Source organism: Anaeromyxobacter sp. (assembly GCA_016718565.1).
In the GTDB taxonomy this organism is placed as follows: domain Bacteria; phylum Myxococcota; class Myxococcia; order Myxococcales; family Anaeromyxobacteraceae; genus JADKCZ01.
In genome coordinates, this window is record JADKCZ010000005.1 from 414,964 (window position 1) to 434,543 (window position 19,580).

At 78.5% G+C, this 19,580-nt stretch carries 14 protein-coding genes and 1 pseudogene; 7 read left to right on the top strand and 8 right to left on the bottom strand.

Features of this window, described 5'->3' with window-relative positions:
* Positions 1-38: 38 nt before the first annotated feature.
* From IPO09_14265 to IPO09_14280, 4 genes are all read right to left on the bottom strand, one after another.
* Entirely contained in the window at positions 39-3,410 is a 3,372-nt protein-coding gene (locus IPO09_14265) for a HEAT repeat domain-containing protein (GenBank protein MBK9518485.1), read from the bottom strand.
* Between the two features lie 21 nt (positions 3,411-3,431).
* The gene (locus IPO09_14270) at positions 3,432-4,322 is read right to left on the bottom strand and encodes an RDD family protein (GenBank protein MBK9518486.1); all 891 of its coding nucleotides are present in this window, start codon (positions 4,320-4,322) and stop codon (positions 3,432-3,434) included.
* Between the two features lie 90 nt (positions 4,323-4,412).
* A complete protein-coding gene (locus IPO09_14275; GenBank protein MBK9518487.1) occupies positions 4,413-5,135 on the bottom strand; it encodes a 16S rRNA (uracil(1498)-N(3))-methyltransferase in 723 nt (240 codons plus the stop codon).
* Between the two features lie 2 nt (positions 5,136-5,137).
* Positions 5,138-5,992: a 50S ribosomal protein L11 methyltransferase gene (locus tag IPO09_14280; protein MBK9518488.1), complete on the bottom strand. Its 855-nt coding sequence runs from the start codon at positions 5,990-5,992 to the stop codon at positions 5,138-5,140.
* 140 nt (positions 5,993-6,132) lie between these two features.
* Here IPO09_14280 and IPO09_14285 point away from each other — a divergent pair, with 140 nt between their 5' ends.
* Positions 6,133-9,420 carry a response regulator gene (locus tag IPO09_14285; protein ID MBK9518489.1) on the top strand — a complete coding sequence of 1,096 codons (3,288 nt, stop codon included), beginning with the start codon at positions 6,133-6,135 and terminating at the stop codon, positions 9,418-9,420.
* Between the two features lie 25 nt (positions 9,421-9,445).
* On the opposite strand, the pseudogene eutC reads toward IPO09_14285, so the two are convergent.
* From eutC to IPO09_14305, 4 genes and pseudogenes are all read right to left on the bottom strand, one after another.
* Positions 9,446-10,248 (bottom strand): annotated as a pseudogene (gene eutC / locus IPO09_14290) (ethanolamine ammonia-lyase subunit EutC).
* Positions 10,245-11,678, bottom strand: coding sequence for an ethanolamine ammonia-lyase subunit EutB (locus IPO09_14295; GenBank protein MBK9518490.1), 1,434 nt, complete (start codon positions 11,676-11,678; stop codon positions 10,245-10,247). Before IPO09_14295 ends, eutC begins: the two are co-directional and overlap by 4 nt.
* 64 nt (positions 11,679-11,742) lie before the next feature.
* Positions 11,743-13,251: an ethanolamine permease gene (eat, locus tag IPO09_14300; GenBank protein MBK9518491.1), complete on the bottom strand. Its 1,509-nt coding sequence runs from the start codon at positions 13,249-13,251 to the stop codon at positions 11,743-11,745.
* 245 nt (positions 13,252-13,496) lie between these two features.
* Positions 13,497-13,667, bottom strand: coding sequence for a hypothetical protein (locus IPO09_14305; protein ID MBK9518492.1), 171 nt, complete (start codon positions 13,665-13,667; stop codon positions 13,497-13,499).
* Between the two features lie 90 nt (positions 13,668-13,757).
* Here IPO09_14305 and IPO09_14310 point away from each other — a divergent pair, with 90 nt between their 5' ends.
* The 6 genes from IPO09_14310 (at position 13,758) to IPO09_14335 (ending at position 19,051) form a co-directional block, all read left to right on the top strand.
* A complete protein-coding gene (locus tag IPO09_14310; GenBank protein MBK9518493.1) occupies positions 13,758-13,943 on the top strand; it encodes a hypothetical protein in 186 nt (61 codons plus the stop codon).
* A gap of 408 nt (positions 13,944-14,351) precedes the next feature.
* Positions 14,352-14,705 carry a hypothetical protein gene (locus IPO09_14315; GenBank protein ID MBK9518494.1) on the top strand — a complete coding sequence of 118 codons (354 nt, stop codon included), beginning with the start codon at positions 14,352-14,354 and terminating at the stop codon, positions 14,703-14,705.
* 243 nt (positions 14,706-14,948) lie between these two features.
* A complete protein-coding gene (locus IPO09_14320) occupies positions 14,949-16,256 on the top strand; it encodes an HNH endonuclease (protein ID MBK9518495.1) in 1,308 nt (435 codons plus the stop codon).
* A gap of 135 nt (positions 16,257-16,391) precedes the next feature.
* Positions 16,392-16,874 carry a hypothetical protein gene (locus tag IPO09_14325; protein MBK9518496.1) on the top strand — a complete coding sequence of 161 codons (483 nt, stop codon included), beginning with the start codon at positions 16,392-16,394 and terminating at the stop codon, positions 16,872-16,874.
* 843 nt (positions 16,875-17,717) lie between these two features.
* Positions 17,718-18,377, top strand: coding sequence for a sigma-70 family RNA polymerase sigma factor (locus tag IPO09_14330; protein MBK9518497.1), 660 nt, complete (start codon positions 17,718-17,720; stop codon positions 18,375-18,377).
* A complete protein-coding gene (locus tag IPO09_14335) occupies positions 18,374-19,051 on the top strand; it encodes a hypothetical protein (GenBank protein ID MBK9518498.1) in 678 nt (225 codons plus the stop codon). The genes IPO09_14330 and IPO09_14335 overlap by 4 nt, the downstream gene beginning before the upstream one ends.
* The last annotated feature ends 529 nt before the right edge of the window (positions 19,052-19,580 follow it).

The following is a 19,580-nucleotide window of genomic DNA, read 5'->3' on the forward strand; positions in this document are numbered from 1 at the left end:
GGCGCCTCGCCTGGCTTCCGGGGACTGCGGGGGGCGGCTCACGGCCGGTGACCGCCCCGCTCGAACCAGCTGGCCCAGGCCTGGGCCGCCTGGTGGCGCTCGGCCTCCGGCAGGTCGGCGGAGTAGGCCACCGGCGTGGCGGCCGCCTCGCGCAGCTCGGCGGCCGCCTGCAGCCGCAGGTCGCGGTCGCCGGCGGTGAGCGCGCCGAAGAGCCACTCCGCCCGGGTGCGGCCGCGGTTCTGCTTCCACCAGAGCAGCCAGGCGCGCGCCGCGGTGCCGTGGCGCTGCAGGGTGATGGTGGCCAGGGCCTCGCCCGAGGCGGCCGCGGTGGCGGCGTCGCTGCCCTCCAGCGCCTGGATGAGGATGGGGATCGACTCGGCGTCGCGCAGGGCGGCGATGGCGCGGGCCGCCGGGGCGGCCCGACCGGCCAGGCCGGAGAGCAGGGCGCGGCGCAGCCGCTCCGGCACGCCCTTCATGGCCGGATCGCGCCGGTGGCGGGCCAGCGCCCCGCGGGCCGCCTCCGCCACCGCCGGGTCGTGGTCGAAGCAGCGGTCGGCCAGCAGCGGGAAGGCCTCGGGGTCGCCGGCCAGGCCCAGCAGGTCGGCCGCGGCGCGGCGCCGCCCAGGGTCGGGGTCGCCCACCAGGGCCAGCAGCGGGCGGACGGCCGCCGAGCCGAGCGCCGCCACCGCGGCCAGCACCGGCCCGTGGTCCGTGACGGGCGCGGCGGCCCGCGCCTCGGGCGCCACGTCGAGCGGGCCGGGGAGCGCCTGGCAGAGGAGCGGGGCCACCTCCTCGGCGCGGTCGACCAGCCAGCCGAGCAGCCGGGCCCGCTCGTCGCTGCCGCGGGGGCTGGTGAGGTAGTCGGCCACCAGCGCCGCCGGGTCCTGGTCGGGCCGGGGCGAGGGCGGCGGCGGCAGCGGCTTCTCCAGGGTGAGGTCGATCGAGGCCGAGGTGTCGCCGGCAGGCGGGGCGGCCGCGGCTGGCGGCGGGGGCGCCACCTCCAGGGCCGCGGCCAGGGCCGGCGGGAGGTCGAGCGAGGGCCCGGGCGAGGGCACCGGGGGGGGCGACGGGACGCCCTCCGGGGCGGCGGCGGGCTCGGCCGCAGCGGCGGGAGGCGGCGCGGGCGGGAGCTCGATCGCGATGGAGATGGACGGCTCGGGGGCCTCCGGACGTGGCGGTGGCAGCGGGGCGGCGGCCACGGGGGGCGGCGCGGGCGGGAGCTCGATGGCGATGGAGATCGACGGCTCGGGGGCCTCCGGACGTGGCGGTGGCGGCGGGGCGGCGGCCACGGGGGGCGGCGCGGGCGGGAGCTCGATGGCGATGGAGATCGACGGGTCCGGGGCGTCCGGGACGGCGGGGGTCGGTCCGGCGGCGGCGCGCGGGACGGCGGGGGTCGCCAGGAGCTCGGGCGGGACCTCACCGGGCGCCGAGGAGAAGAAGGCGTCCTCCAGCGGGTCCAGCCGGCTGGGCGGTGGGGGCGTGCGGGTGGCGACGCGGTCGGGGAGCGGTGGGGTCGGGGTCGGGGTCGGGGTCGGGGTCGGGGTCGGGGTCGGGGTCGGGGTCGGGGTCGCGGTCGGGGTCGCGGTCGCGGTCGGGGTCGCGGTCGCCGTCGGGGTCGCGGTCGGGGGCGCCGTCGCCGTCGCCGTCGCGGTCGCGGTCGCGGTCGCAGCCGGAACCGCTCCGCCCTCCGGCGCCGCCTCGGTGAGCAGGGCCTCCGGCGGTGGCTCGGCGTATGGCTCGGACGCCAGCTGCTCAGGCGCCGCGGGTGCAGGGTCCGGCTCCGGCGGCCGACTGGCGCCCGGCGCGGGCGGCACCGACCAGGCCTCGGCCTCCGGCGCGGCCGCGGGCCCGGCCGGCTCCACCTTGCGGGCGCGGATGATCCGCTCGAAGGCGCCGCCCACCGTGGACAGGAACATCAGGAGGTCGCCGAGCCTGCGGGCCGACACCGAGGCCTCGCCGTTGTCGGCGTACAGGATGCAGACCGGCCTGCCGCGCAGCAGGATCGGGTAGACCAGCGCGGTGCGGGGCGCGCCGCGGGCCAGCCCGTCGAGCACGGCCGCGCTTCCGGCCGCGTCGCGCGCCACCGGGCCGAGGTAGGGCGCCAGCGTGTCGAGCGCGGTGCGGAAGATGCCGGGGTCGGTGGTGTAGAGCGCCACCGTGCGGACCAGGTCGCGCGTGCCGTCCTCCAGCCCGATGGCGTCGTGGCCGGCCACCGCGTCGCGCGTCACCGCGAAGAAGGCGGCGAACTCGAAGAAGTCGCGCGCGTAGCGCAGCGCCGCCTCCACCACCTGATCCCGGCTGGTGGCCGCGGCCAGCTCGGCGCGGGCCCGGGCCATGGTCCAGCGGGGCGGCAGGCTGCGGTCGGCGGCGGGCGGGGCCGGGGGGGGCGGCGCGGCGCCGCCCTCCGGCCCGGGCAGGTCGGGCGGCGGCTGCACCGCCCAGGCGTCCGGCCCGTCGGCACCGGCGGGTTCGAGCCTGGCGGCCGACTCGGCGTCGGCCTCGGCGTCGGCCTGCTCCTCGTCCTCCGCGGGCTCGGGCTCCGGCTCGGCCGCGGCGGCGGCCGCCGCGGTGGCGACCATGGAGGCGGCCGAGGCCGCGCCGGGCGCCGCCTCGTCCGGCGGGGCGCCCGCGGGTGGGGCCGGCCGGAGCGGCAGCGGCGACGGCGTCAGCGCGTCGGAGCCGAGCGGCGGCGTGAGGGCCGGGGTGGGCCGGGGCGAGGGCGGCGCCGGCGGCTCGCCGGGCCGGGGCAGCGTCGGGGCCGGCGGCAGCTGGGCGGCCAGCGCCTCCCGCTCCCAGTCGAGCTCGAAGGCCTCGGCCGCCTGCGCCAGCGCCGCGGCCAGCGGCTCCATGGGCTCGTCACTCCGGGCGAAACCGCCGAAGCCGCCGGGCCGCGCCGGCGGGCCGGCCTGCGCCGGCAGCGACGGCCGGGACGGGGTCCGGGCCGGCTCGGGGCGGGACAGCCTGGCCAGCCGGGGGGCCAGCGGGGCGCCGTAGAGCCTGTGGATGAGCGCCCGCACCCGGTGCTCGGGCCCGACGTGGGCCGTCAGGTGGAGCGAGAGCATGAAGGAGAGCTCGTCGAGCAGCCCCAGGTCGAGCGGGTGGACCGCCACCAGCGAGAGCTCGCGCCCGTCGAGGGCGAAGGGCGCCAGGCCGTGGCGCTCGGCCACCTTGGAGGGGAAGACCCGCCGGGCCCGCGCGTCCACCGCCTGGTAGGCCGTGGCCGGCGCGGCCGGCAGGTCGGAGGCGCGAGAGAGCAGGCCCGCCAGCTGGTCCTCGGCCACCAGCCCGAGCTCGAGCAGGGCGGTGTCGAGCGCCCCGCCGGCCTCGCGCTGGCGTGCCACGGCCCGCGCGGCGTCGTCGGGCGACACGACGCGCTCGTCGACGAGGAGCTGGGCGAGCTCGCGCGGCACGGTGATCCCTCCCCGAGGGTTCTAGGCCCCGCCGGCGGAGCCGGTCAAGGAAGCGTCCACCACGGCGGTGCCGGCCACCAGGTCGTGCAGCGCCCGTCCGCTCTGCGTGAACAGGGCCAGCAGCGGCCCGGCCCCCAGCAGCGTCGTGCCCATGACGGCGGCCGCGGCCCGGAGCGCGCTGCGCCCCGGCCCGGGGCGCTGGCCGTCCGGCCCCACCACCCGCAGGCGGAGGAGCCGCTTGCCGAGGGTGGCGCCGAGCAGCCAGTGGGCCAGGGCCTGGTAGGTGAAGGAGGCCAGCCCCACCACCACCAGCAGCTGCAGCGCCACCGTCGCGTCGCCGGCCGAGAGGGTGCCGACCAGCGCCGCGGCGACGGCCAGGAACGGCAGGCCATCCACCAGCCAGGCCGCCGCCCGGCGACCCGAGGAGGCGCGCCGCAGCTCCACCACGGCGCCGGGCGGCGGGACGTCCGGCCGCCCGGGCGCCGCGCCCACGGCGAGGTCGTCGGGGCCGGTCGGGGACGGCGGCGGGTGCAGGGCCGCCGGGCGGGGCGGGCTCACCGGCGGCGGGACGCGCGGGGGGCTGACCGGGGGCGGCGCCCGCGGCGGGGACACCGGGGGCGGCGCGGCCGGAGGCGGGGCGGCGGCGCGCCAGGCGCCGGGCCTGGCCGGCGCGCCCACCAGGGGCGGCGGCGGATGCGGGCGCGGGACCGGGTCGCCCGCGTCCGGCGCCTCGTCCCGGGGCGCGGCTGGGCCGGAGGGCACGGGCGGCACCGGGGTGCCGCGGCGATCGAGCTCGAGCGGCCGGTCGAGCGGCTGGGCCGGCCGCTCCTCGGGCAGGGCCAGCGGCGCGCCGCAGTCGGCGCACCGGATGGCGGCGTGACCGGTCTCGCCGTGGCAGCGGGGGCAGCGCATCGAGCGGGACGCTACCCGCGCCCCCCGGGCCGATCAAAGAAACGGCGGCTCGTGGCGGCGCCGCGATATCGGCCCGCCACGGGCCGCCACCTAGCGCAGGTCGCCCACCAGCCCCTGCAGCAGCGCCACCACCGCGATGGCGGCCGTCTCGGCGCGCAGCGTGCGGGGTCCGAGGGTGGTGCCGAGCGCGCCCGCCGCGCGGCAGGCCGCCAGCTCCTGCTCGTCGAGCCCACCCTCCGGCCCCACCACGGCCGCCACGCCCGGCGCCCCCTCCAGCCCGAGCGCGCCGAGCGGCGCGCCGCCCTCCCCGTGCAGCACCAGCAGCCGGAAGCCCGCCGGCACGGCGGCCAGCGCCGCCGCCAGCGAGGCCGGGGCCGCCACCTCGGGCACGTCGGCGCGCCCGCACTGGCGGGCCGCCTCCTCGGCGATGCGGCGCCAGCGCACCGCCCGCTCCGCCCCCTTGGCCTCGTCGAGCCGCACCACCGACCGGGCCGCCGCGAAGGGCGCCAGCCTCGCCGCGCCCAGCTCGGTGGCCTTCTGCACCACCAGCTCGCTCTTCTCGCCCTTGGCGAGCGCGAAGAGCAGGTGGAGCGCCGGTCCGCCGGGCGCCGCGTCGCGCCGCGGGCCCAGGCTGAGCCACTCCAGGCCGGGCTCGAGCCGCGCCGGCCAGGCGGCGCCGCGCCCATCGAAGAGCTCCACCTCGTCGCCGGGCGCCAGCCGGAGCACGTCGCGGAGGTAGTGGCGGGCCGCCTCGGTGAGCGCGGCGCGCCCCGCCTCGATCCGCTCCGGCGGCAGGTGGACCCGGCGCGCCACGGTCAGACGACCCGCTGCAGCGCCAGCAGGCTCCACTCGTCCTGCCGGCGGTCCCCGCCCGGCAGCGGTACGAGGCCGGCCGCCAGGTAGGCGGCGCGCACCTCCTCCTCCTGCGGGCGCAGGATGCCGGAGAGGATCACCACGCCCCCCGGGGCCAGCTGCGCCGCCAGGGCCGGCGCCAGCTCCACCAGGGTGTTGGCCAGGATGTTGGCCAACACCAGGTCGAACGGCCCGTCCTGCGCCGCCACGTCGCGCTCGTTGAGGTCGAGCGCCACGCCGTTCAGCGCGGCGTTCTCCTGCGCCACCCGCACCGCGATGGGGTCGTTGTCGTTGCCGGCCACCACGCCGCCGCCCAGCTTCCTGGCGGCGATGGCCAGCAGGCCGGAGCCGGTGCCCACGTCGAGCACCCGGGCGCCCGGCCGGGCCTGGAGCAGGTCGGAGAGCGCCGCCAGGCAGAGCGAGGTGGTGGGGTGGGTGCCGGTGCCGAAGGCCATGCCGGGGTCGAGCACGATCTCGGCCATGCCCTCCGGCACCTGGGCCGGGATCCAGCTGGGGCGCACGAAGGCCCGCCCGATGGACAGCGGGGCCAGCCCCTGCTTCCAGGTCTCGCTCCAGTCCTGGTCCGGCAGATCGGCCAGCTCGCCGGCGCGGCCCGCCGCGGCGGCCTCTGCCTCGTCGCGCCCGGCGAAGTAGGCCACCACCAGCGCCCGCCCCGGGGCCGGCTGGCGCAGGCCGGGCATGGGCGTGCCCTCGCCGTCGCGCACCTCGACCCCGCTGGCGCCCTCGTCCCACAGCGCGGCCGAGAGGTCCTCGGCGCCGTCCCTGTCCACGTCGAACGTCACGGTGAAGCTCGGCACGGCGCCTCCCTGGCCCTCGGATCGCGCGTTGGGAGTACCCCGTCCGGCGGCCGGGATCCAGCGGGGTGGAGGTGGGGGCGGGTGGGCGGGACGACGGGCTCTCCCGCCGGCGCGATTGGCGGTAGCATGCGGCCAACCCTATGGCGTGGAACATCCTGGTGGTCGAGGCCGAGGCCTCGCTGACGGACTCGCTCCGGCAGGCCTTCGAGCCGGCCGGCTTCCAGGTGACGGCCCTGGCCGCCGGCGAGCTGGCGGTCGAGCGGTGCCGCGCCGCGCCGCCCGACCTGATCCTGCTCTCGGCCGAGCTGCCCGACATGAGCGGGTTCTCGGTCTGCAACCGGCTCAAGCGGGCCCACCCGACCACGCCGCTGATCCTCTACACGCGCGAGGCCGCCGACGGGGCCATCGAGGCGCACCGGGCGAGCAAGGGGCGCGCCGACGCCTACCTGCGCACGCCGCTCGACCTGCCGGAGCTGATGGCGCGCGCCGCCTCGCTGCTGCACGCCGGCGAGCCCGGCCTGACGCCGCCGCCCGGGAGCCTGCGCGCCCCGGTGCTGGCCGCGCCGCCGTCCGCCCCGCGCCCCGCGCCGCCCACCCCCGCCGCCGGGCTCACCCCCGCCGCACCGCCAGCCCGCCCGCCTGGGCCGCCCTCCGCCGCGCGCGCGGCGCCGCCGGCCGCGCCGCCCCAGCCGGCCCCGCTCCAGCCGGTGCCCGCACCCGCGCCCGCCGCCGCGCCGCCGCCGGCCGCCGCGCCCGGGTCGGCCCTGGCCCGCGCCGAGGCCCTGCTGGCCGAGTGGCAGCGCGACCCGTCGCCGCCCAAGGGCACGCCGGAGGAGAAGCTCGAGTACTTCCGCGAGCGGCTCCGGGCCCGCGACCTCTTCCTCAACCGGCTGCGCGAGGCGGTGGCCGGGCTGGCCGGCGAGGGGCGCGCCCTCGGCGCCGAGGGCGCCCACCTCCGCGAGGAGCTGGCGGCGGCCCAGGCCCACGGCACCGCGGTGGAGGACCGGCTGGCCGAGGTCTCGTCGCACGCGGAGCAGGCGGCGACCGAGGCGGCCCGCCAGGCGGCGGAGGCGGCGGCCCGGCTCCAGGCGGCCGGGGTCGAGGCGGCGCGGCTGGCCGGGGCGCACGCGGCGCAGCTGGCCGCGCTGGAGGCCAGGCTGGCCGAGGTGGACGGCACCCGCCAGTCGCTCTCGGAGGTGCTCTCCGAGACCATGCAGGAGCAGGAGCGGGCGGAGCAGCAGTGGGCGGTGCGGGTGGCGGCGGCCGAGCAGGCCCGCGCCGAGGTGGAGGCGGCCTTCGAGGAGGCGCGCCAGGCCCACCTGAACGAGCTGAGCGAGGTGGCGGCCGATCGGGCCGACGAGCACGCCCTGGCCGAGGCCATGCGGGCCGAGCAGGAGGCGGTGCACGCCCAGGCCCTGACCCAGCTGGACGCCGAGCGCGGCGCCGACCGCGCCCGGGCGGAGGGTGAGGCGGCGGCGGCCGAGGCCAGGGTGCAGGCGCTCGAGGCCCGGGCGGCCGAGGACGCGGCGGCGGCCGAGGCGCGCCTGCAGGTGTTCGAGGCCCAGGCGGCGGAGGACGTCGCCGCGGCCGAGGCCAGGCTGCAGGCGCTGCAGGCCGGCGCGGCGGCTGAGCTGGCGGAGGCCGCGGCCGGGGCGGCCGCGGCGCTGGCGGCGGCCGAGGCCACGGCCGCCGAGGTGCTGGCGGCGGTGGAGGCCAGGGCGTCCGGGGAGCTGGCCGCGGCGGACACGCGGCTGCAGCTGGCCGAGGCCCAGGCCGCCGAGGACGCGGCGGCGGCCGAGGCCAGGCTGCAGGCGCTGCAGGTTCAGGCCACCGAGGACGCGGCGGCGGCCGAGGCCAGGTTCCGGGCGCTGGAGGCCCAGGCGGCGGAGGACCTGGCCTCGCTCGACGCGGCGGCGCAGGCCCGCGAGGCGGCGCTGGGGGCCGCGCGCGACCAGCTCACCACCGCCCGCGACGGGCTGCTGGCGGAGCTGGCCGCCCTGACCCAGCGGCTCGGGGCGCAGGAGGTGGCCGCCACCGAGGCGGCCCAGCGGGCCGACGACGCGGCGCGGGATCAGGAGGCGCGGATCCTCGAGGCCGAGGGCCGGGCCCAGGCCTCGGCCGGCGACCACGCCGAGGCCGTGGCGCGAGCCGACGGGCTGGCCGCCGAGCTGGCGCGCGCCGAGGGCGAGCGGGCCAGGCTGGAGCTGGCGCTGGCCGAGGCGGCGCGGCGCCAGGCGGAAGCGGCGGCCGAGTCGGCCCGCCGGCTCACCGCCGAGGCGGCGCGGGCCGGCGGCGCCGAGCAGCAGGTGGCCGCGCTGCAGCAGGCGCTGCAAGGGGAGCGGTCCCGCTCGGCCGAGCTCGGCGCCGCGCTGCAGGGCGCACGCGCCGGCGAGCAGGGCCTGCGGGCCGAGCTCGCCCAGCTGGAGGCCGCCCGCGCCGCGGCCACGCAGCGCGCCGCCGAGCAGGAGGCGGAGGCCGACCGCCTGGAGCACGAGCTGGGGGCGGTGAACCTGCAGGCCGCGTCCGACGCCGACCAGCTGGCGGCCCTCGCGGCCGAGGTGGCGCGGCTGGCGCCGCTCGAGCCGGCGGCCCAGGAGGCGGTGCGGCTGCGCAAGGAGCTGCCGGCGCTGCAGGAGCTGCTGGCGCAGCGCACCCAGGCCGTCGAGAGCGCCTCGCGCTCCGGCGCGGCCACCGCGGCGGAGCGGGCCAAGCTGGCCGAGCGGCTGGCCATCGAGACCGGCGAGCTGTCGGCGGTGGCCCGGCGGCTGGAGGGCGAGCTGGCCCAGGCCAGGCGCAAGCTCGGCGACGCCGAGGCGGCGGCGGCGGCGGCCCGCGAGGACCTGGCCAGGGGCCAGCAGGCGTCCAAGGCCGAGCTGGTCCGGCTGAAGGCGGCCGCCGAGGCCAGGTTCGCCGAGCTGAACGCCAGGGCCGAGGCGGCGCTGGAGCGCGAGAAGCAGGCGGCCGGCCAGGTGCGGGCCGAGGCGGGCCAGGTGCGGGCCGAGGCCGGGCAGGTGCGCGCCGAGGTCGACCAGGCGCGCGCCGAGGCCAGCCAGGCCGCCGCCGCCGCGGCCGCCGCCGCCACCCAGGCCGAGCAGCGCCACGCCGCCGAGCAGCAGCGGCTGCGGGCCACGCTGGCCGACCTGGAGCACCGGCTGGAGGCGCGGGCGCGCGCCGAGCTGCAGTTCAAGCGGCGCATCCAGGAGCTGGAGCAGGCGGTGGCGCGCGGGCCGGGCGCCGCGGCGCCCTCGGCGGCGGCGGCCGGCGCGGCCACGGCGGCCGCCGAGCGGGCGGCGGCGCTGGAGGCCAGGCTGGCCGAGCTCGCCGGCGAGCTCGAGGACCTGCGCGGCGAGAACGACTTCCTCAACGGCGAGGTGGCCCGCTACACGCAGAAGAACCGCGAGCTGGCGGCCCGGATCGGCGGGAAGTAGCGGGCCGGGCGGGCCCGGCCCTGGCTCAGTCGGCCGGCGGCGCGATGAGGCCGCCCGGCGCCGACCGCACCTCGGGCAGCCCGCGGTCGTCCTTGAGCTCCACCCCGCTCAGCCCACGCCCCAGCGCCTGGCCGGTGAGCCAGCCGAGCAGCTCGGCCGCGGCCGGCACCGGCAGCCCCTCGGGGCGCACGTTGGAGACGCAGTTGCGCTCGGCGTCGGTCCGGCCTGGCCGCGGCCCGTAGACCAGGTAGGCGCCCAGGCTGTCGGGCGAGCCCAGGCCCGGCCGCTCGCCGAGCAGGATGAGCGCCGCCCGCGCCCCCAGCGCCGCGCCGACGGGGTCCATCACCGCCACCCGCGCCTGCCGCACCAGCGTGAGCGGTCCCACCCGCAGCCCGCGCCCCGCCAGCGGGCCACCAGCGCGGCCACCAGCGCCGGCGCGTGGGCCTGCGCGGCGGTGGCCGAGAGGCCGTCGCCCACCACGATGGCCACGTCGCAGCCGCCGTCCCGGGCCGCCGCCAGCCGCGCCGCGCTGGCCGGCTCGAGCCGCCGGCCCAGGTCCGGGCGGCGCAGGTAGGTGGCCCGGTCCGGCGCGCAGGACGACAGGCGCAGCGCCGCCAGGCCGACGCCCAGCGCCGAGAGGTCCGCCTCCAGCCGGTCGAGGTCGAGCTCCGACCAGACCGCGTCGCGCGCGGCGGCGTGGGCCGCCGAGAACCCCAGCACCTCGGCGGTGGGGAGCGAGCCGCCGGCCCGGCCGAGCGCGATGCGGGCCCCGGTGAGGACCTTCAGGTGGGCCCAGGCGTCGGCCACCAGGCGCGGCTGGTCGCTCACGGCGCGGGCTCCCCGGCGGCGGGGCCGGCCGGCGGCCTGGGGCCGCCCGAGCCGAGACCGGCCTGAAGGAGGCGGTGGCCGCGCCCCACCGGCTGGAGCCGGAGCGCGTCGTCCAGGATCCCCATGCGCCGGAGCCAGGCCTCGAACTCCGGGGCCGGGCGCAGCCCCAGCACCTGCCGCAGGTAGTGGCTGTCGTGGAAGCTGGTGGACTGGTAGTTGAGCATGACGTCGTCGGCGCCCGGCACGCCCATCACGTAGGTGCAGCCGGCGGCGCCCAGCAGCGTCAGCAGCACGTCCATGTCGTCCTGGTCGGCCTCGGCGTGGTTCGTGTAGCAGACGTCCACGCCCATGGGCAGGCCGAGCAGCTTGCCGCAGCAGTGGTCCTCCAGGCCGGCCCGCACGATCTGCTTGCCGTCGTAGAGGTACTCGGGGCCGATGAAGCCCACCACCGAGTTCACCAGCAGCGGCGAGAAGCGGCGGCAGACGGCGTAGGCGCGCGCCTCGCAGGTCTGCTGGTCCACCCCGTGGTGGGCCTCGGCCGAGAGGGCCGAGCCCTGCCCGGTCTCGAAGTACATGACGTCCTGGCCCACGGTGCCGCGCCCCAGCGACCGGGCCGCCGCCTGGGCCTCCTCGAGCAGCGCCAGCGAGACGCCGAAGGACCGGTTGGTGGCCTCGGTGCCGCCCACCGACTGGAAGACCAGGTCCACCGGCGCCCCGCGCGCCATGACCCGCAGCGCGGTGGTGACGTGGGCCAGCACGCAGGACTGGGTGGGAAGCTCCAGGCGCTCGATGAGGTCGGCCAGCTGCCGCACCAGCGCCTCCATGGAGGCCACCGAGTCGGTGGCCGGGTTGACGCCGATGACGGCGTCGCCGCAGCCGTAGGCCAGGCCGTCCACCACGCTGGCGGCGATGCCGGCCGGGTCGTCGGTGGGGTGGTTGGGCTGGAGCCGCACCGAGAGGCGGCCGGGCAGGCCGATGGTGTTGCGGAAGCGGGTGGTGACCCGGCACTTCCCGGCCACCAGCACCAGGTCCTGGTTGCGCATCAGCTTGCTGACCGCCGCCACCATCTCGGGCGTCAGGCCAGGGGCCAGCGCGGCCAGGCGAGGGGCATCGGTCTGGTAGGCCAGCAGCCACTCGCGGAAGGCGCCCACGGTGAGGTCCTTCACCGGGGCGAAGGCGGCCGCGTCGTGGCGGTCCACGATGAGCCGCGTCACCTCGTCGTCCTCGTAGGGGATGAGCGGCTCGGCCAGCAGCCTGGCCAGCGGCACGTCGGCCAGCACGGTGCGGGCCGCCACCCGCTCCTGCGCCGACCCGGCGGCCAGGCCGGCCAGGGCGTCGCCGGAGCGCGGCGGCGAGGCCTTGGCCAGCACCTCCTTCAGGTCGGCGAAGGCGAAGCGGGTGCGGCCGATGGTGGCGGCGAGGCGGGGCATGGGGTCGTCCGGATCGAGGCCGCGGCGGGCGGACGCGCTGTCCGCCGCGCCGGCCCGGGCGCGGTCACGCCGCCTCGGGCTCGACCACCCCCGCCACCGCCGCCGCGCGCGAGGCCTCGATGGCGAAGGCCTCCTCCGGGGAGAGGACCAGGCGGCGGCGGCTGTGCAGGGCGAAGTAGAGGATGCCGGCCGCGAACCAGGCGGCCGCGCCCAGCGCCGCCGAGCGGTAGTTGACCGGGTCAACCACGAAGAGCGTCACCAGGGTGACGAGCGCGATGAGGCCGGCCACGATCGCCCCCGGCACCCCCACCGCGCTCACGAAGGGGCGCTCCAGGCCGGGGAAGCGCAGCCGCAGGATGACGAACGACGCCATCTGCAGCACATAGGAGATCATGGCGCCGAAGACCGCCAGGCAGAGCAGCTTGGTGCCGATGTAGACGGTGGCGTCGGCCGAGAACCACCACAGGGCCAGCATCACCGCGTAGCCCACCACGCCGCCCGCCACCAGCGCCACCCAGGGCGTCTTGTGGGTGCGGTGGGTCAGCGAGAGGAAGGTGGGGAAGTAGCCGGCGCGGGAGAGCGAGTAGATCTGCCGGCCGTAGGCGTACATGATCCCGTGGAAGCTGGCGACCAGGCCGGCGGTGGCCGCCAGGCCCAGCAGGCGGGCCGAGCCGTCGCCGAAGATGGTGCGGAAGCCGTCCAGGATGGGCTCGCCGCTGGTGGCGAGCTTGGCCGCGCCCGGGGCGATCCCGGTGTTGAGCACCAGCGTGAAGAGGGTGATCACGATGAGCGTGAGGATGCCGCCGATGATGCCGCGCGGCAGGTCGCGCTTCGGGTCGTTGGTCTCCTCGGAGGCCAGCGGCAGCTCCTCGATGCCCAGGTAGAACCAGACCGCGAACGGCAGCGCCATGAAGACCCCGCCCAGCCCGAACGGCAGCGCCGCGGTGGCGCCCGGCTGCGGGGGGATGTCGAAGAGGTTCCGGGCGAAGTCCACGTGCGGCAGGGCGGCGCCGAAGAAGAGCACCAGCACGCCCATGGCCACCAGCGTGATGACGAAGGCGAAGCGGAAGGAGAGGTGGGCGCCCATCACGTTGAGCGTGATGAAGACCACGTAGAGCAGGGCCCACCAGAGCGGGTCCGGCAGGGCGCCCAGGAAGGTGCCGGCGAAGACCGCCTTCAGGTAGGACCCGGCGAAGAAGGCGATGACCGCGGGGGTGAAGATGTACTCCATGTTCTCGGCCAGGCCGGTGATGAAGCCGCCCCACGGGCCCATGCTGGTGCGGGCGAAGGAGTAGGCGCCGCCGGTGTGCGGCAGCGCGGTGCCCATCTCGGCCAGGCTGAGGCACAGCAGCAGGTACATCACCGTGATGATCACCGTGGCGATGGCCAGGCCCCAGAAGCCGCCCACGCCCAGGCCGAAGTTCCAGCCGGAGAAGGCGCCGGAGATGACCGCCGCCACGCCCATGGCCCACAGCTTCCACGGGCCGGCCACGCGCTTGAGCTGCCGCCCCTCGAAGTACGCCGTGCCCTGGGTGGAGTAGCTGACCGACCCGACCGCCTTCGCCTCGCTCATTGGTGCCGCCTTCCCGTGGGTGAGAGCGGCAGCCGGGAGCAAGCCGGGTGCCACGGGGATTGCCGAGCAACGGCGCGGTGGGCGTGGAGGCGGAGGGCCCGGCTGCCTCGCCGCGAAGCAGCCGCTGCCCGGGGCGGGGCCAGGCGGGGGCGCGGCGCCTGTCGGCTTCGCGACAATCGGCGCGGGCGTCGCGGCGGCGCACGCAGACCTCCGCCGCGCCGAGGCGGGTTGGGGCGTGGCGGCGACTACCAGAGCTCGATGGTAACCACGCCGGGCTGGCGGGACGTCGGCGGGGAGCGCTCCGGCGGTGGCTCGGGCGGCACGATCTCCAGCTCGGCGCGCCGCTCCGACCGCTGCCGCGCCTCCCGCTCGCGGCGCTCGCGCTCCAGCGTCTCGATCATCCAGGGGGGCAGCATGGGGACCTCCTCGGTCGTGGCGACGTCTGCTGGATCGACACCACGGCGGCGCGCGCCGTGCCATCCCAGGATGGGGTGAACCCGGGTACCATGACGCTCATGTCAACTCCGTCCGACCTCCTGTCCGCCGCCACGATCGCCGCCGAGCTGTCCGTCTCCGACGCCAAGGTGAAGAAGGCCATCGCCGCCCTGGGGCTGGCGCCCACCGCCAAGAAGGGTGTGTGCAACCTCTACGCGCGGTCGGCGGTGGCGAAGATCAAGAAGGCGCTGGGGTAGGGGCGACGGGGCCGCAGTCCACGGCTCACGCGGCCTGCTGGGGCTCCGGTCGAGGCATGTCGCATCCACCGCTCTGCCTCTCCCCCAGCAAGCTGGGGGAGAGGGCCGGGGTGAGGGTGCCGTGGAGGTCCAGGTCGAGGTCCAGGTCGAGGTCGAGGTCCAGGTCGGGGTCGAGGTCCAGGTCGGGGTCTAGGTCTAGGTCGAGGTCGGGGTCGGGGTCGGGGTCGAGGGCACCGCCCTCCCTCTCCCCCAGCCCGCTGGGGGAGAGGGCCGGGGTGAGGGGGCAGCACGAGGGAGGGGGCCGCCTGAGCAGTGCCCGCGAGCCCCGCCTCCATTCACCCTCGGTGACCACCGCCCTGCCCGCGCCCCGGCGCCCCGCCTGTCAGACCCGCAGCGCATACTGCACGCATGAGCAGCCGTGCTCCAGGTCCAGGTCTCCTCCTTCCGCCGCCCTCCGACCCGGAGGCCCTGTCCCCCTCGGCCGCGCTGGCCGAGGCCGCCTGGCAGCTCGAGCAGGTCCCCTTCGAGGAGCGGCGCCACGTGCTGCGCGGCGAGGCCGGCCTGCTGATCGACGGCCTGCTCACCCGCGTGGCCCGCGGCCAGGGCGCGCTCGAGGTCTCCTGGCCGAGGGGCTGGCGGCCCTCTCCGCCGGCGACCGGCTGCTCCGGCTCGGCTACTCCTGCGTGGGCGACTACGCCCGCGAGCGGCTCGGCCTGGCCGGACGGACCGCGCAGGCCCTGGTGCGGCTCGGCGCGGGGCTGACCGAGCGGCCGGTGCTCCGGGCTGCGGTCCGCCGCGGTGAGGTGAGCCTGCGCCGGGCCCAGGTGGTCCTGCCGGCGGCGCGCGGCGAGGCCGAGGCCGCCTGGGTGGAGCGGGCCCGGGGTGAGACCACGCGGGCCCTCGAGGCGGCCGTGGCGGCCTGGGCGCGGGGGGAGCGGGAGGCGGTGGAGGAGGACGAGGCGCAAGGCGGCGGACGGGGCAGCAGCAGGAGGCCAGGGTGCGCAGGTGCGGGCGCCACCGGCTTCACCCGGGTTCGACGACGACGAGCCCTGGGAGCGGCTGGTCCTCCCGCTCCCTCCCGAGACGGCCGACACGCTCGACCGGGCCTGCGCCCTGGCCGGCCGCCTGCTCGGCGCCGCCTCCCCCACCTGGCAGCGGCTCGAGGCCATCGCCCAGGAGTACCTCGGCGAGCACCCGCCCGACGACGCCGACCACGAGGTGGCGGCCTGCGGCATCGAGGCCTGGGACCCGCCGCCCGACGGGACCGATCCCGAAGGGTCCTGCCCCGGAGACCTGTCGCCCTGGGCCAACGGCCCCCGGCCTGGCCGCCCTCCCTCCCTCTCCGAGCCCATCCCCGCCTGGAGCGCCGACCTCGAGGCCGTCCTCGAGCAGGAGTTCCACCGCTGGGACTTCCTCGCCACCGTCGAGCCGGTCGGCTCCCCTCCCCTCCTCGCCCTCGGCCTCTCTCCCCAGGACCTCGACCTCGAGCTCCGCCACCTCTCCTCCCTGCGCGCCCGCTGGGACGAGCTCCTCGGCCACCTCGCCCTCCTCCTCCGCTCCCTCGGCCTCTGGCGCGACATGGGCTTCCTCTCCTTCCCCCACTACCTCAAGGAGCGCCTCGGCCTCGGCACCCGCGCCGTCGAGCAGCGCATCGCCCTCGAGCGCCGCCTCCACGAGCTCCCTCCCCTCCGTGCCGCCCTCCGCGCCGGCCGCCTCTCCTACGAGCAGGCCCGCCTGGTCGCCCGCGTCGCCACAGACGACCTCTCCACCGAGGCCTGGGTGGCCCGCGCCGAGGGGCTCTCCTGCCTCGCCCTCCAGCGCCTCCTCGACACCTCCTCCTCCGCGCAGGTGCGGGCGCGCGGCCACCTCGACCTCCGCGTCCCCAGAACCGTCGGCGTCCTCCTCGCCGCCGCCTTCCGCGCCGCCGAGCGCGCCTCCGGCCGCTGGCTCTCCCAGCCCGCCTGCCTCTCTGCCCTCTGCGACCACTTCCTCCTCACCTGGGCCGGCCTCCCTCCACCTCGCCGCTCCGTCCAGCGCCGGGTCCTCCACCGCGACCACGGCCTCTGCCAGGTCCCAGGCTGCAGCCGCGCCGCCGCACACGCCCACCACCTCACCTTCCGCTCCCACGGCGGCTCCGACCTCCCAGACAACCTGGTCGCCCTCTGCGCCGCCCACCACCTCCACGGCGTCCACGCCGGCTGGCTCAGGGTCCACGGCTCCGCTCCTCACCACCTCTCCTGGGAGCTCGGCGAGCGCCGCCCGCCGGGGCCGGACCTCGGGCACCGGGCACCGACGGAGGACTGGCGAGCCTGAGCGCGGGTGAGGTGGCGGGGCGGTAGGCCGGGCGAGGTTCGGCTGAGCGGGGTTCGGCTGAGCGGGGTTCGGCTGAGCCGGGCTCGCCGGGGCCGGGAGAGCGGGGCTCGGTTGGCCGGTGGCTTGGATGAGGCCATGGTCGCGGAGGACCGGCACGCTCCAGAAACGAAATCCGCCGCCGGTCGCGGGCGCCCAAGGGGGAGCGCCGCGCGACCAGCAGCGGATCTGCTGCGAGGAACCGGTGAGGTCGAGGCTCAGACGTGCGGCTACCGACCGCCCGGCATCACGGGGCCGGTCGGACCGGTGGGGCCCGTCGGACCAGAGGGACCAGTCGGACCAGTGGGACCGGTCGGACCAGTCGGCCCGGTGGGGCCAGTCGGACCGGTCGGGCCGGTCGGGCCAGTGGGACCAGTCGGACCAGTGGGACATGCCGGACCGGTCGGACCGGTCGGACCAGTGGGACCGGTGGGACCAGTCGGGCCGCCAGCGCCGTCACCGGGGCCGGGGCCGCCGGGGGGACGGCAGTCGAAGCGGCCGCCGAGCGAGCCGCACGGGACGATGCAGATGGCCACCGTGCCGCCAACCGGCGTGGTGCAGGTGCCGGCCACTTCCTGGTGACGACCCACGGTGCAGGCCGCGCCCTCCGCCAGGCCTGCGCAGGCCTCGGCGCCGCGGGGCAGCAGGTCGCGCACGGGGGCGCAGGCCAGCACGCCGGTGCCGGCGGGGCCGAGGCTGCAGACGCCGGTCACGGTGACGGCGCCGCTGCGGGTCGGCATGGTGCAGGTGTCTCCGGCCGCCAGCGCGGCGCAGGCGTCGACGCACGCCTGGGGCGGCACGTGGACCCGTCCGCAGACCAGCGTGGCGCCGTCACGGGCGGTCACGCACGTGCCGGCGCGGGTGGCGCCGAAGGCCTCTGCGGGGGTGCAGGCGTCGCCGAGCGCCAGGGTGGCGCAGGCGTCGACCAGCGCCTGCGGGGGCGCGGGCGGCAGCGGGGCGCAGGCCAGCGTGACGCCGTTCACCGCCAGGCGGCAGGCGCCGGCCACGGTGGTGGCGTCGGCCAGGGTGAGGTCGCAGGGGTCCCCGGCGGCCAGCGCGGCGCAGGCCTCGGTCTGCGCGGCCAGCGGCGCGCACAGCAGCGTGCCGGCCGAGTCGCTGGCCGAGGCGTAGGCCACCGACAGGCTGGAGGGATCCACGGCGGTGCTGGCGGTGGTGCCGGACGAGGTCTGGCCGCAGGCGGTCAGCTGCAGCGCCGCGGCGCCCAGGGCGACCAGGAGGGTGGAGGTCTTCGAGAGCGTCATGGGAGGAGTTCCTCTGGCGGCAGGGGTCACCGCGGTGGATGGGCGAGCTGCCCGGGTGGGGTCTCGTGGTTCAGACGCCGCGGCCGCCGAGGAAGTTCCCGGCCGGCCGGCAGGCCCCGTTCGCGCGGCTGCCGGCCCGCCCGGGCTCGACTAAGGTGGCGGCGTGCCGAGCCGCGCCGACCTCGACGACCTCATCGCCCGCGCCCAGGCCGGCGAGCCGCGCGCCTTCGAGCTCCTGGTGGCCGGCCACCTCGGCCAGGTGCGCCGCTACGCCCGCGCCTTCGCGCCGCACCCGGCCGACGCCGACGACCTGGCGCAGGAGGCGCTCCTCAAGGTCCACCGCAGCCTGCGCTCCTTCCGCTACCAGGCGGCCTTCACCACCTGGCTCTTCGCGGTGGTGCGAACCACCTTCCTCGACCTGGCCCGCAGCGCGTCCAGGCGCGGGGTGGAGCGCTCGCTGGTGGAGGCCGACGCCCAGGCTCCGGCCGGCGCCCCGCTGGCGGACGAGCAGCTGGCCGACGCCCAGGAACGGGAACGGGTCTGGGCTGCGCTCCGCCAGGTGCCGCTGGAGTTCCGGTCGGCGCTGGTGCTGTTCGACCTCGAGGGCCACAGCTACGACGAGGTGGCGGTCATCGAGGGCATCCCGGTGGGCACGGTCCGGTCGCGCCTCTCCCGGGGCCGGGCCCAGCTCAGGCGCCTGCTGGAAGCGGCCGACGCGGCCGTGGCCCTGGCGGAGGCTCCGCCGCCTGAGGGTGCGACCGCGACCCAACCGGGAACTTTCGCTGACGGTGCGGCGTCACACCTTGGCAGGAGCAGACCATGACCAGTCCCGTGGACCCCAGAGAGCAGGACGTGACGGCGCGCCTGCGTCGCCTGCGGGTCGATCCGCCCGACGACGACTTCGGGGCCGCCCTGCATCGCCGGCTCGCCGAGGCACCCCCGCCGGTCCCGCCTTCCCCATGGGCCCGCCTGGTGGACGCCTGGCGCGCCGCGCCGCGCCTCTCGCTCCCGGCGTCGGCCGGCCTGGCCGCGGCGGCGGCGCTGGCGGTCTTCGCCTGGCGCGGCCCGGCCCCGGCACCGGCCACTCCAGGTGGGCGCTCGGCGCTGGCCGGCCCTGTCCAAGTCGCACCGGCCGGGAGCGGCGCGGCCGCCCCCACGGCCCAGGGCGAGCGCGACCCCGAGGGTTCCGAGGTCCGGCAGGTGGTCACCGTGCCGGCCACGCAGGTGGCGCTGGTCCGGCTCGACCTCACGGTGAGCGTGGCGGTGGCCAGCGCCGACGTGAGGGTCACCCTGCCCGACGGGCTGGTCTTCTGGAGCCGCGGCCAGGCGCTCCCCGACCGCTCCTTCGCGTGGTCGCAGTCGCTGGCGGCCGGCCGCAACGAGATCCCCATCGCGGTGCGCGGCCAGCGCTCCGGGCGGTACCACCTGACGGTGACGGCCCGCGTCGGCGGCGAGTGGATCGCCCATGACGTGCCGCTCGAGGTGACCGAGGGATGAGCGCCCGGCACCTCATCGCCGCCCTCGCCATCGGCGCCTCGCTCGGCCTGGCCGGGCCGGCGCGGTCGGAGCCGCCCGTCCCCGGCGCCGGCGGCCCCGTCTCCTCCTCCCCGGCCATCGGCCCGGCGGGCGCCTTGCCCCGGGCCTCCGGCCCGGCGAGCGCATCCGGCCCCGCTGCCGGCCCAGGCACGCCGGGCACGGGCGCGGCCAACCCGCGCCTGCGCGCCTCCCACCGGATCGACGTCATCGCCCCCGGTGAGCAGGTGGACAGCGTCATCGACCGGATGCGCGGCGCCATGCCCGCCGGCGCCGGCACGCCGCGCGGCCCGACCAAGGACGGCTCACCGACCGGCGTGCCTGGCCAGGGCCCGGGCACTGGCCAGGGCACAGGACCGCCAGGGCAGGGACCGGGCTCCGGCCAGGGCACGGGACCGCCAGGGCAGGGACCGGGCCAAGGGCAGCAGGCGCCGGGCGCCGGCCAGCCCGCGCCGGGCCAGGGGCCCGGGCGAGGCGACGGCCCGCGTGGCCC